Origin of the sequence: Psychromonas hadalis ATCC BAA-638, from assembly GCF_000420245.1 — a bacterium.
GTDB lineage: Bacteria > Pseudomonadota > Gammaproteobacteria > Enterobacterales > Psychromonadaceae > Psychromonas > Psychromonas hadalis.
Genome location: NZ_ATUO01000098.1, coordinates 1 through 14093, shown reverse-complemented (window position 1 = coordinate 14093; position 14093 = coordinate 1). Strand labels below are relative to the sequence as shown.

General features: G+C 41.0%; 10 protein-coding genes and 1 pseudogene. 2 read left to right on the top strand and 9 right to left on the bottom strand.

Features of this window, described 5'->3' with window-relative positions; genetic code table 11:
* Positions 1-118 precede the first annotated feature (118 nt).
* The 8 genes from rpoC to secE form a co-directional block, all read right to left on the bottom strand.
* Positions 119-4339, bottom strand: a complete 4221-nt coding sequence (gene rpoC, locus G322_RS0112475; protein ID WP_022942103.1) for a DNA-directed RNA polymerase subunit beta' — start codon at positions 4337-4339, stop codon at positions 119-121.
* Between the two features lie 74 nt (positions 4340-4413).
* Positions 4414-8448 carry a DNA-directed RNA polymerase subunit beta gene (gene rpoB, locus G322_RS0112470; protein ID WP_022942102.1) on the bottom strand — a complete coding sequence of 1345 codons (4035 nt, stop codon included), beginning with the start codon at positions 8446-8448 and terminating at the stop codon, positions 4414-4416.
* Between the two features lie 245 nt (positions 8449-8693).
* Complete coding sequence (gene rplL / locus G322_RS0112465; RefSeq protein WP_022942101.1) at positions 8694-9062, bottom strand: 50S ribosomal protein L7/L12; 369 nt, start codon at positions 9060-9062, stop codon at positions 8694-8696.
* 44 nt (positions 9063-9106) lie between these two features.
* The gene (gene rplJ / locus G322_RS0112460; RefSeq protein ID WP_022942100.1) at positions 9107-9610 is read right to left on the bottom strand and encodes a 50S ribosomal protein L10; all 504 of its coding nucleotides are present in this window, start codon (positions 9608-9610) and stop codon (positions 9107-9109) included.
* A gap of 314 nt (positions 9611-9924) precedes the next feature.
* Positions 9925-10629 (bottom strand): 50S ribosomal protein L1, encoded by a 705-nt coding sequence (gene rplA, locus G322_RS0112455; RefSeq protein WP_022942099.1) that lies wholly within the window; start codon positions 10627-10629, stop codon positions 9925-9927.
* Positions 10630-10633: 4 nt separating this feature from the next.
* Positions 10634-11062 (bottom strand): 50S ribosomal protein L11, encoded by a 429-nt coding sequence (gene rplK / locus G322_RS0112450; RefSeq protein WP_022942098.1) that lies wholly within the window; start codon positions 11060-11062, stop codon positions 10634-10636.
* A gap of 193 nt (positions 11063-11255) precedes the next feature.
* Positions 11256-11810: a transcription termination/antitermination protein NusG gene (gene nusG / locus G322_RS0112445; protein ID WP_022942097.1), complete on the bottom strand. Its 555-nt coding sequence runs from the start codon at positions 11808-11810 to the stop codon at positions 11256-11258.
* Positions 11811-11825: 15 nt separating this feature from the next.
* Positions 11826-12206, bottom strand: coding sequence for a preprotein translocase subunit SecE (gene secE, locus G322_RS0112440; RefSeq protein ID WP_022942096.1), 381 nt, complete (start codon positions 12204-12206; stop codon positions 11826-11828).
* A gap of 366 nt (positions 12207-12572) precedes the next feature.
* Between secE and G322_RS24260 the strand changes: the two are divergent.
* Positions 12573-13054 (top strand): annotated as a pseudogene (locus G322_RS24260) (IS1595 family transposase); the annotation flags it as partial.
* A 191-nt stretch (positions 13055-13245) separates the two neighbouring features.
* Here G322_RS24260 and G322_RS0112425 read toward each other — a convergent pair.
* Positions 13246-13527, bottom strand: coding sequence for a hypothetical protein (locus G322_RS0112425; RefSeq protein ID WP_022942095.1), 282 nt, complete (start codon positions 13525-13527; stop codon positions 13246-13248).
* 347 nt (positions 13528-13874) lie between these two features.
* Here G322_RS0112425 and G322_RS0112420 point away from each other — a divergent pair.
* Positions 13875-14093 (top strand): helix-turn-helix domain-containing protein (locus G322_RS0112420; protein WP_022942094.1); only part of this gene is annotated, 219 nt, incomplete at its 3' end.

Here is a 14093-nt window from a genome sequence, read left to right as displayed (position 1 = left end):
GTAATTTTGAAGCCGATCCTGAATCGTTACAAATTAACTTACTCTAAATTGATTTCAAAAAATCTTAACTAACTGATTATTTTGAAATCAAAAGAGTAAGTAATTTTATAGCCGATTCTTATTCACCAAAATCAACTGCGTTTAGTAAGTCTGCTAAGTTTTGCTCAGCAGCATCAATATCTACAACCGGCTCAGCAGGTTGTGGCTCAAGTGCTTTCGCTTTGGCAGCTGCACGTGCTTTATGATGTGCAAAACCCGTACCCGCAGGGATCAAGCGACCAACAATAACGTTCTCTTTAAGACCGTGTAGTTTGTCACATTTACCCGCAACAGCAGCTTCCGTAAGAACACGTGTTGTTTCTTGGAAAGAGGCTGCAGAGATAAATGATTCTGTCGCAAGTGATGCTTTAGTGATACCCAATAACTGGTAATCATAAGTTGCAAGCGTTTTACCTTCCGCTTTTAGCTTACGGTTTGCAATCGTTACACGTACAAGTTCAGCTTGCTCACCCGCGAGGAAGTTAGAATCTCCCGCATGAGTGATCATACATTTACGTAGCATTTGGTTAACGATAACTTCGATATGTTTATCATTAATTTTTACGCCTTGTAAGCGGTAAACTTCTTGTACTTCGTTAGTGATGTAGTTAGCTACTGGGCTAATACCACGTAAACGTAAGATATCATGCGGAGACTCAGGACCATCCGAGATAACCTCACCTTTTTCAATCTTCTCACCTTCGAAGATGTTTAGGTGACGCCATTTAGGGATCATCTCTTCGTACGGCGTACCATCAGCTTGAGTGATAACTAAACGAATTTTACCTTTCGTCTCTTTACCAAATGCCAATGTACCTGATACTTCAGCAAGAATGGCAGCATCTTTTGGAATACGCGCTTCAAACAAGTCAGCTACGCGAGGTAGACCACCGGTAATATCACGTGTTTTCGAGCTTTCCTGTGGAATACGTGCAACCGCATCACCAACCTGTACTTGCGCGCCATCTTCAAGATTAACAATCGCATTAGCAGGAAGCGTGTATTGTGCTGCCACCGTTGTACCCGGAATGAACAGATCATTACCATCGGCATCAAGCAGTTTCGCCGTTGGACGCAACTCTTTACCCGCGGTAGGACGCTGTGCAGGGTCGATAATCACAATACTTGATAAACCAGTGAGTTCATCCGTTTGTTTAGTGATGGTGATCCCTTCAACAAAATCAAGGAACTCAATCTTACCCGCTACTTCGGTGATAATTGGATGTGTATGCGGGTCCCAGTTAGCGATAATTTCGCCAGCTGTGATTGCAGCGCCATCTTTCTTATCAAGTACACAACCGTAAGGCAGTTTATGGTTCTCTTTAGTACGACCTAACTCATCGATAATCGTTAGCACGGTTGAACGTGACGTTACAACCACTTTATTATCAGAGTTAATTACAAACTTAGCGTTATGTAATTTAATCTTACCTGTGTTTTTAACTTGGATATTGTTCTCAGAAGCGGCACGCGATGCAGCACCACCGATATGGAACGTACGCATTGTGAGCTGTGTACCCGGCTCACCGATTGATTGCGCAGCCATAACACCAATTGCTTCACCTTGACCAACAACATGTCCACGCGCCAAATCACGACCATAACAAGCAGCACAAGCACCAAAGTCTGTTTTACAAGTAATAACAGAGCGAACCCAAATTTGGTCAACGGATGATGCTTCGATAAGATCACACAGTTTTTCGTCAAGCAGTGTATTACGTGCAAGCAATACCACTGTTTTAGTACCCGGTTTAATCACATCTTTTGCAACAACACGACCTAGTACACGCTCACGTAACGGCTCAACAATATCACCACCTTGGATAAGCGGTGTGACTAATAGCCCTTCTGTGCTACCACAATCTTCTTCTGTGATAACTAAATCTTGTGCAATATCAACAAGACGACGCGTTAGGTAACCCGAGTTTGCCGTTTTAAGTGCGGTATCAGCTAGACCTTTACGTGCTCCATGCGTTGAGATGAAGTACTGAAGTACGTTTAGACCTTCACGGAAGTTCGCTACGATAGGTGTTTCAATGATAGAACCATCTGGTTTTGCCATTAGACCACGCATACCAGCAAGCTGACGAATCTGCGCTGGACTACCACGTGCACCCGAATCGGCCATCATGTAAACACTGTTAAACGATTTCTGTTCAACCATTTCACCGGCAGCATTTTCAACTTGAGTAACAGATAAGTTATCCATCATCGCTTTTGCAACTTGATCATTGGTACTTGCCCAAATATCGATCACTTTGTTGTAGCGCTCACCCGCTGTTACTAGACCTGCTTGGAACTGCTCATAAATTTCAGCAACTTGCTCTTCCGCTTCTTCAACTAACGCTTTCTTAGCATCTGGAATCACCATGTCATCAATACCTACAGAGGCACCTGACAATGTTGCATACTCAAAACCGGTGTACATAAGCTGATCAGCAAAGATAACCGTGTCTTTAATGCCTAATAGACGGTAACAAGCATTCAATACATTAGAGATTGCTTTTTTACCCATGTCTAAATCAATATGTTTAAACGGTAAACCTGTTGGCATGATTAACGAAAGAATCGCACGACCGACTGTTGTATCAACAATTTCTGTTGTTTCAGTGCGTGATTTATCTTCAGCAATATGCACTTGTGTCATACGTACTTTAACGATTGCTTGCATGTCCACAACACGTGCGCGATAAGCTTTTTCAGCCTCTTTTGCATTCATGAACCACATGCCTTCGCCTTTCGCATTGATTTTTGAACGCGTCATGTAATACAGACCCAATACAACATCTTGCGAAGGAACAATAATCGGCTCACCGTTTGCAGGCGATAAGATATTGTTGGTAGACATCATCAATGTACGTGCTTCAAGCTGTGCTTCGATTGTTAACGGTACGTGTACCGCCATTTGGTCACCATCGAAATCGGCGTTGTAAGCCGCACATACTAACGGATGAAGCTGAATCGCTTTACCTTCAATAAGAACAGGTTCAAATGCTTGGATACCCAACCTGTGAAGTGTTGGTGCACGATTAAGTAGCACAGGATGTTCACGGATAACACCTTCTAGGATATCCCAAACTTCACCACCTTCACGATCAACTAATTTCTTAGCTGCTTTAATCGTTGTCGCAAGACCTAATGCTTCTAATTTTCCGTAAACAAAGGGTTTGAATAATTCAAGTGCCATTTTCTTAGGAAGACCACACTGGTGTAAACGCAGTGTTGGACCAACAGTGATTACAGAACGACCCGAGTAATCTACACGTTTACCGAGTAGATTTTGACGGAAACGACCTTGCTTACCTTTGATCATATCTGCAAGCGATTTAAGAGGACGCTTGTTCGAACCAGTAATAGCACGGCCACGACGACCATTATCTAACAGCGCATCAACAGACTCTTGTAACATACGTTTTTCGTTACGTACGATAATGTCAGGTGCAGATAAGTCTAAAAGACGTTTTAGACGGTTATTACGGTTAATAACACGACGGTATAAGTCATTTAGATCCGACGTAGCGAAACGTCCGCCATCGAGTGGTACTAGAGGGCGTAAATCAGGTGGAAGTACTGGAAGTACGGTTAAAATCATCCACTCTGGTTTGTTAGTCGATTGATGGAAAGACTCAACCAATTTCAAACGTTTAGTTAATTTCTTACGTTTCGTTTCAGAGTTAGTTGTGCCTAGCTCTTCACGCATTTCAGCAATTTCGTGCTCAAGGTCAAGTTGTTTAAGCAAAGAGAATACAGCTTCTGCACCCATTAATGCTTCAAACTCATCGCCCCACTGCTCAAGCATGTCTAAGTATTCTTCTTCAAGAAGAATTTGACGACGCTCAAGATCAGTCATGCCCGGCTCGGTCACCACGAAAGATTCAAAGTAAAGAATACGTTCGATATCACGCAGTGTCATATCAAGCATTAAGCCGATACGAGACGGAAGTGATTTAAGGAACCAAATGTGCGCAACAGGTGATGCTAGTTCGATATGACCCATACGATCACGACGAACTTTAGATTGTGTTACTTCAACGCCACATTTTTCACAAATTACACCACGATGTTTCAGACGCTTGTATTTACCACAAAGACATTCGTAATCTTTGATTGGTCCAAAAATACGTGCACAGAAAAGACCTTCACGCTCAGGTTTGAATGTACGGTAGTTGATGGTTTCAGGTTTTTTAACTTCACCAAACGACCAAGAGCGGATCTGTTCAGGTGATGCTAAACCAATTTTAATACCATCAAATTCTTTGGTTTTATTTTGCTGTTTTAAAAACTTTAGTAAGTCTTTCACGCTATTCTCCCATAGGAGTTAAAACTAAGTGCCTTAGTAACAAGGCACTACATATTTTTAACTAGAAGTAGATTCTAGTTTGATTCATCTAGCTCGATGTTGATGCTTAATGAACGGATCTCTTTCAACAATACGTTGAACGACTCAGGCATGCCTGGTTCCATTGTATGGTCGCCATCAACGATGCTTTTATACATCTTAGTACGACCGTTAACATCATCAGACTTAACCGTAAGCATCTCTTGAAGCGTGTACGCCGCACCAAATGCTTGCAGTGCCCATACTTCCATCTCACCGAAACGCTGTCCACCGAACTGCGCTTTACCACCAAGTGGTTGCTGCGTTACCAGCGAGTAAGAACCCGTAGAACGTGCATGCATTTTATCATCAACTAAGTGATTCAGTTTCAGCATGTACATGTAACCAACGGTAACAGGACGTTCAAAATCAAGACCCGTACGACCATCTGTTAAGGTGATCTGACCAGACTCTGGTAAGTCAGCCATTCTGAGTAGTTCACGAATCTCAGACTCGTAAGCACCATCAAATGCAGGTGTTGCAACTGGTAAACCTTTATAAAGGTTTTTAGCTAGACGCATTACTGCTTCATCATCAAATTCACTAATGTCTACGTGACACGGAGCATCACCAAACGAGTACATTTTCTGAATGAAAGCACGTACTTTAGTCATTTCAACGACGCGCTGATCTTTGATCATACGTTCAAGTTTCTCACCCACACCTTTACAAGCAAAGCCTAAATGTGTTTCGAGAATCTGACCGATGTTCATACGTGATGGTACACCCAACGGGTTAAGTACGATATCAACAGGAACACCAAACTCATCGTAAGGCATATCTTCAACCGGTACGATGTTGGAGATAACACCCTTGTTACCGTGACGACCCGCCATTTTATCACCTGGTTGTAGGCGACGACGTACCGCTAAGTAAACTTTAACAATTTTCTGAACACCCGGCGCTAAATCATCACCTTGGGTAATTTTACGACGTTTAACATCAAACTCTTTATCGTAATCTGTTTTAACTTCATCGTATTGTGCAATGATTTGATCCAGATACGTTTGTTTCTCTTCATCATCAACAACAACTTCTAACCACTGTGCACGAGGCATCTGTAGTAAACGTTGCTCATCTTGGCCTGCGCCAATTAAGATGTTTAATGCTTTTTCAAAGATAGCGTTTTCAAGGATCTTGAATTTCTCATTAAGATCTTTCTTAGCCGCTTTTAACTGCATCTCTTCAATTTCAAGTGCACGTTTATCTTTCTCAACGCCATCACGAGTAAAGACTTGAACGTCGATAACCGTTGCGTAAGTTGAGTTAGCAACACGTAGCGAGCTGTCTTTAACGTCAGACGCTTTTTCACCGAAGATAGCACGTAATAGCTTCTCTTCTGGGGTAAGTTGTGTTTCACCTTTAGGGGTTACTTTACCCACTAAAATGTCGCCCGGTTTAACTTCAGCACCCACATAAACAATACCAGACTCGTCTAGTTTGCTCAGTGCAGCTTCGCCAACGTTAGGAATATCGGCAGAAATCTCTTCCGCACCCAATTTCGTTTCACGTGCAACACATGAAAACTCTTGGATATGAATCGTAGTAAAACGATCTTCTTGCGAAACACGCTCAGAGATAAGGATTGAATCTTCGAAGTTGTAACCATTCCAAGGCATGAAGGCAATCTTCATGTTTTGACCTAGTGCTAACTCACCCATATCTGTCGATGGACCATCTGCTAACACGTCACCCTTAACGATTGGCTCGCCAGGTTTACAGGTTGGTTTTTGGTTAATACAGGTATTCTGGTTTGAACGTGTGTATTTAGTTAAGTTGTAGATGTCGATGCCCGCTTCACCAGGAAGTAGCTCTTCATCATTCACTTTAATCACGATACGTGATGCATCAACATAATCGATAACACCGCTACGTTTTGCAATCACCGTTACACCCGAGTCAACCGCGATACGGTGCTCGATACCAGTCCCTACAAGCGGTTTGTCCGCACGTAATGTTGGTACCGCTTGACGTTGCATGTTTGCACCCATTAAGGCACGGTTAGCATCATCATGTTCTAAGAACGGGATAAGTGACGCAGCGATAGAGATGATCTGTTGTGGCGATACATCCATATAATCAATATCTGCAGGTGCCATAAAGGTAGTTTCACCTTCGTGACGACATGGAATTGACTCTTCATTCAATAGACCATTTTCATCGATACGCGCTGACGCCTGTGCGATGACAAATGAACCTTCTTCGATTGCAGAAAGGTACTCAACTTGATCTGTTGGTTTACCGTCTACTACTTTACGGTACGGTGTTTCTAAGAAACCGTAACTGTTAGTACGAGCAAACGTTGCCAATGAGTTAATTAGACCAATGTTTGGTCCCTCTGGCGTTTCAATTGGACATAAACGACCGTAATGCGTTGGATGTACGTCACGTACTTCAAAGCCCGCACGTTCACGTGTTAAACCACCTGGGCCTAACGCAGAAATACGACGTTTGTGTGTCACTTCTGAAAGCGGATTATTTTGATCCATAAACTGAGACAGTTGTGAAGAACCAAAGAATTCTTTAACAGCAGCAGAGATAGGTTTTGCATTGATCAAATCTTGAGGCATGGTTGCATCAAGATCGCCGAGTGATAAACGTTCTTTAACGGCACGTTCAACACGGACGAGACCAACACGGAATTGGTTTTCAGCCATCTCACCAACACAACGAATACGACGGTTACCAAGATGATCAATATCATCCACAATACCTTTACCGTTACGAATGCTGATCAGTGTTTTCATGACACTTAAAATATCTTCTTTCGATAAGATACCTGAGCCTTCATCACCTTCATTGCCAACACGACGGTTGAACTTCATACGACCTACTTTAGAAAGATCGTAACGTTCTTCAGCGAAGAATAGGTTTTGGAACAGACCTTCAGCTGCATCTTTTGTTGGTGGCTCACCTGGACGCATCATGCGGTAAACTTCAACTAACGCTTCAAGCTTATTGGTTGATGAATCAACACGTAATGTATCTGAGATAAACGATCCACAATCTAACTCGTTGGTATAGATAGTTTCGAATTTTTTAATACCAGACTGTGCAAGTTCTGCAAGTAACTCAAGTGTGAAGATGTCATTTGCGTTAACAATGATCTCACCTGTTTCTTTGCTGATGTAATCTTTTGCAGAAACTTTACCTTCAAGATACTCAAGTGGTACTTCGATAGTATCAATATTATCTTTTTGTAGCTGACGGATATGACGTGCAGTAACACGTTTGCCAATCTCAACGTAGGTTTTACCGTTACCAATAATATCAAAGTTAAATTGCTCGCCACGTAGACGATCAGCAATCAATGCCATTGAGATAGCACCATCTTTAATTTCAAAGTGGGTGTTATCAAAGAACATCTCTAGAATCTGTTCCGTTGTGTATTCAAGTGCACGCAACATAATAGTTGCAGGTAGTTTACGACGACGGTCAATACGAACAAACAGGTTATCTTTCGGGTCAAATTCAAAATCTAACCAAGAACCACGGTAAGGGATAACACGTGCGTTATATAACACTTTACCCGAACTGTGTGTTTTACCTTTATCGTGATCGAAGAAAACACCCGGAGAACGATGCAATTGAGAAACGATAACACGCTCAGTACCATTGATAACAAACGTACCATTTTGAGTCATGAGTGGCATTTCACCCATGTACACTTCTTGTTCGCGGATATCTTTAACCGTACCTGCTGGCGCATCACGATCGTAAATAACTAAACGTAATTTAACACGTAAAGAAGCTGAATATGTGATACCACGTACTTGGCATTCTTTTACCGTAAATACTGGCTCACCTAAACGGTAGCTTACATATTGCAGTTCTGATGTACCAGAGTAACTAGCGATTGGGAAGATGCTGTTAAACGCAGCTTCTAGACCCACTTCGCCTGTTGGATCGACTTCAATGAATCGTTTAAATGAATCTAGTTGAATTGACAACAAGTATGGTTTTTCCATTACTTGTGGACGCTTCCCAAAATCCTTACGAATACGTTTTTTCTCAGTATAAGAGTAACCCATGTGGTTCCTTTAGTTCGCTGATTAAGTGTTCATAGCTGCCTGGCCTAATCTGTTTTAGGCATTAATTTGCTCGACAACGGCGCACATTGTTTAGTCTTAATAGTGCGTTATATAACACTACCTTTAATGTCCGATGACCGTAAAAAACAATGGAAAATCACGGTATCCTATAGCGCAAAAAGGCCGGTGATTAAAAAATCACCAGCCAATGCCATTTTCATGGCAAATAAATTAGAAAATCTAACTTATTTAAGTTCGACTGTAGCGCCGATCTCTTCTAGAGTCGCTTTAAGTGTTTCAGCTTCTTCTTTCGAAAGCGCTTCTTTGATCACTACAGGACAAGATTCAACAGTCGATTTAGCTTCTTTCAGGCCAAGACCTGTAGCAGCACGTACCGCTTTGATTGCTTTAACTTTGTTCTCACCGAACGCAGTCATAACAACGTCAAATTCAGTTTGTTCAGCTTCAGCTTCGCCAGCACCAGCTGGACCTGCTGCAACAGCAGCTGCTGCAGATACGCCGAATTTTTCTTCCATTGCTTCAATTAGTTCAACAACTTCCATAACTGTTAGTTCAGCAACAGCGTCAATGATTTGGTCTTTAGTAATAGACATGAGTCAATTCCTATTTTAAAAAATTAATTAAATGACAGCTTAATTTAAGCTGCAGATTCTTCTTTCTGGTCGCGTAATGCAGCCAGAGTACGTACAAGTTTGCCAGCGGCAGCTTCTTTAATCGTAGCCATCAGTCTTGCAATTGCTTCATCGTATGTTGGTAATGTCGCTAGACGGTCGATATCAGATGGTTCAATGAACTCACCTTCAAATGCTAACCCTTTTATTTCAAACGATTCATTTGCTTTAGCGAAGTCTTTTAAAAGACGTGCTGCTGCACCTGGATGTTCGTTTGAGAATGCAAGGATAGTAGGACCGGTAAACGTGTCTGCTAGACATGCAAAGTCTGTACCTTCAACTGCACGGCGTGCCAATGTATTACGTACTACACGTAAATAAACATTGTTTTCACGCGCTTTAGCACGAAGTTCAGTCATTGCACCAACTGTTACGCCACGTGAATTGGCAACAACAGCAGACAAAGCAACTTTTGCAGCCGCATTAACTTCAACGACAATAGCTTGCTTGTCTTCGAGTTTTAATGTCATTTGGTTTTACTCCTGGATTCCACTGGTTATTACACCAGTAAACACCCTCACTATAAAAGTGAGGCACTATTTCGGTAATCGGATCCAGTAGAATAATTCTTTCTGGGGTCCGGCACCATCTACGTAGGGGATTAAGCAAAAGTAAGTTAAAACAAATTTTTGCACCTACGGTCTAAGAAGGGACCTAAGGCCCTCCAAAGTAAGGCGACAAATTATACAGATAACTTGCCGTCTTGTATACCCGTTATCTCAATTAGAGATAACGGGGTTAGCAACAGCTTAACAATAAAATTGTGAACTGATGCTATATAAAATTACGCTACCGTAGTATCGAGAGTTGCTTGGTCAACTTTAATGCCAGCACCCATCGTTGTAGATAGAGAAATTTTCTTCAAGAAAACACCTTTCGCGCCTGATGGTTTTGCTTTTTTAAGCGCAATTAACAGTGCTTCTAGGTTTTCTTTGATTTGATCAGCAGAAAACGATGTTTTACCGATGGTAGAATGGATAATACCATTCTTATCAGTACGGTAACGTACTTGACCTGCTTTAGCGTTTTTAACCGCTGTTGCTACGTCAGGTGTTACAGTACCTACTTTCGGGTTAGGCATTAGACCACGAGGACCTAAGATTTGACCTAGTTGACCAACAACACGCATTGCGTCTGGTGATGCAATAACCACGTCAAAGTTCATTTCGCCTTTCTTAACCAATGCAGCAAGATCGTCCATACCAACAATGTCAGCACCCGCTTCTTTTGCTTTCTCAACGTTAGCGCCCTGTGTAAATACAGCAACACGAACGTTACGACCCGTACCGTGTGGTAACACAGTCGCGCCACGTACGTTTTGATCACTACGACGAGAATCAATACCGAGGTTAATTGAAACATCAACACTTTCGTTGAACTTCACAGTCGCTAGTTTTTGAAGAAGCGTTACTGCTTCATTGATTTCATATTCTTTAGTCACATCAACGTTAGCGCGGATGTTTTTCATGCGTTTAGATAATTTAGCCATAGTATTAACCCTCTACTTCCACACCCATTGAACGAGCAGAACCCGCTATACAACGTACCATCGCATCAAGATCAGCACCCGTTAGATCAACTTCTTTCGTTTTAGCGATCTCTTCAAGTTGAGCGCGTGTTACTGTGCCCACTTTGTCTTTATTAGGAACGCCAGAACCAGATTTGATACCAGCAGCTTTCTTAAGCAAGTAAGATGCAGGTGGAGTCTTAGTTTCGAAAGTGAAAGAACGATCGTTGTATACTGTAATTACTACAGGTACTGGAGCGCCTTTTTCCATTGAATCTGTTTTCGCATTGAATGCTTTACAAAATTCCATGATGTTTACACCATGTTGACCAAGTGCTGGACCAACTGGTGGTGACGGGTTAGCCATACCAGCTGAAACTTGCAGCTTGATATATGCTTGTACTTTTTTAGCCATGATAATACTACCTATGTTTGGGTGTAACGCTAACGTTTTAAGGGCTAGCTTCCCGTTAAATTTATACTCTTTATCTATTTATTGAATGAATCAACAAATAAAAAAGGCGGCGAATTATACCTATAATTCACCGCCTTTCACAAGCTTTTTTGTACTTTTTTTAACCTTTATTGTTTAGAGGTTAAAATTAGGATTAATCTTTTTCTACCTGAGAGAACTCAAGATCAACTGGCGTTGCACGCCCGAAGATAGAAACAGATACTTTCAAGCGACTCTTATCGTAGTCCACTTCTTCTACTGTTCCGTTGAAATCAGCAAATGGACCATCAACAACACGTACAATCTGACCCGCTTCAAACAAGGTACGAGGACGCGGAGAATCAACAGACTCTTTCAAGCGGTCAAGAATATTATCGACTTCTTTTTGTGAAATAGGGGCTGGACGCTCTTTTGTGCCGCCAATAAAACCCATGACACGATCAATGCTCTTTACTAAATGCCAACTTGCATCGTTCATCGCCATTTCAACTAACACATAACCTGGGAAGAATTTACGTGAACTTGCTCGCTTTTGACCCGCGCGCATCTCAACCACTTCTTCTGTTGGCACTAAAATTTCACCGAAATGCTCTTCCATTTCGTTTAATCTAATATGCTCGATTAACGTTTTTTGTACACGACCTTCATATCCTGAGAAAGCTTGCACTACGTACCATCTTTTCTTTTGCACTTCTTCTGCTTCTGACATATTAAACCCTTAAACTTAAATAGAGGTGGTGATAAACGCAACAACACGAACAAAAATACCATCAAGGCCCCACAGCACTAAACCAACAATAGTTGATACTGCAAGAATGATAAGTGTTGTTTGTACTGTTTCTTGGCGTGTTGGCCAAACCACTTTACGTACTTCTAAACGTGAATCTTTTGCAAAACCAACAAATGTTTTGCCTTTTTCGGTCATCGATGCAGATAACACTGCAAGGCCGGCCATGATCACTAAAACAAGAACGCGAGCAACGACATGTACGCTTTCTCCGTACAAGTAATTACCAGCGATAATAGCGACTAATAAAATAATGGTCACAGCCCACTTTAGTCCATCCATTGAACTATTGCTGTTTTCGGTATTTGTTGCGTTCATAACTCATCTATCCGTTAAATAAAATATTGAATAATACTTATCAGCAGTTGTTGCCAATAAGTACAGCGAAAGCTTTAAAGGTATTGTTTAAATCTTTCACCTGAAAATAAAGCACGTAAGTATAAGGAATTTTCCTCCTTTTGTAACGTGATAATATTGTGTTTTTATTAAAAAGACTGTTTTTTAACCGTTAGACGTGTGCATTTATCACTAAATCAGTGAAATATGACAACTTGTCTAGCGAGCGTTAATTCACCCCACCAGCAATTTCATGTTCGCCAACGGCTAAATTGTGCTTCAGTCATGTCTGGGCTGACACTTGCTTCACAAAATAATATTTTATGTCAAACACCCAAAAGCATGAGCAAAGCTCGAGGGGCAAAAGGAAAGCGCCCATTTATTGCGGCTATATCAGCAAATGATGAGAGGCATCCAGTAGCTATGCGCTTCAGCGTAGTTAAAGGCTTTTAAAAACAAGAGATAACGGATTGGGTAAAACGATATATAAAAGCTAAATCAGTAACCGTTTCAGATGGGCTTGCATGTTTTAATGGTCTTGTGATGCTGATGTATTTCATTTTTCAATTGTAACCAGCGGAGGCGCAGAGTGTGTTTAAATCCCTTATTTCAAATGGGTAAACACCATGATTAGCAATGTAAAAAACGCCATGCATGGTACCTTTCCTGCAATAAACGTGAAGCATCTACCTCGGTATCTTGCAGAGTTTAGCGATAAGTTTAATCGTCGTTATAACTTAGAAAGCATGATTGAACGACTTGCTTTTGCAAGCTTAATAACGCCACCGATACCAGAACGCCTGTTGAAGCTGGCTGAGCAAAGATGCTAATCAAATAACAATACCTTCGCCAAAATGGAAACTAACCCATTTTGGCGAACTTTTTACTTGTAAGTGGTTGATTTTTACTGGTATGGAATTCCATTTCCAACTTAAATCAAAATTAGCGAAGGTATTGAATAAATGTTTAAATTAAAATGCGCACCTACTTCAGCACCTACCGAAAAAGTTGATCCATTAAACTAAAATGACTTTTCAATTACCTTACGACTGCCATTACGAATGTTGTAATAGGAAAACTCTAACTTATGAAGATCATTAAAATGATAGTGGCTATCGATGTGGAAACTGTTGCGATGACCATCCATGCCTACATCGTCTTGTAAATTAATTTTGCTTCCAACAAGATAAGGCGTCGTTGCACTTAACACCGTATCGTTGCGTGCAATCAAATAACCACCCATACGAATTGTAAACGTATCAGAAAAAGAGTCATCAATTCTGTCCGCGGTGTCAGCTTGCACTAACCCAGAAAACAAGAGTGCAAAAAGTGAAAATCCATTTTTAATATTAGTAGTGTCACTACGGTGACTATCAATTATCTAACAAATCAAAAGCGACATGCATAACATTTTCCATTACCCTATTGCCTGATAGAGAGGAAAATTTCGGAGTCGGTTACCCTCTTTTACCACTAAGTCACAAGGCTAATGATATATACCCATGATCTTTGAAAAGACTTCTCATTTAGGAAAATTAAGTTGAAATTTAAATTTAAAAGATCAAACTGTCTATACCCATGATCTTTGAAAAGACTTCTCATTTAGGAAAATTAAGTTGAAATTTAAATTTAAAAGATCAAACTGTCTATATGCAAATATCATTATCCTATCAGCAAAAAAAGATTTTAGAATCTCGCCATAAAATGAGCAGGGATAAGCGCGAGTGCGATAGAATAAAAGCGATTTTATTATCTGCTGAAGGTTGGTCTGAGGAGTTAATATCTCAGGCGCTACGAAAACACAAAACAAGTATTACTCGACATTTAAATGATTATGTCACCAGTCAAAAAATAACATCGGATAATGGT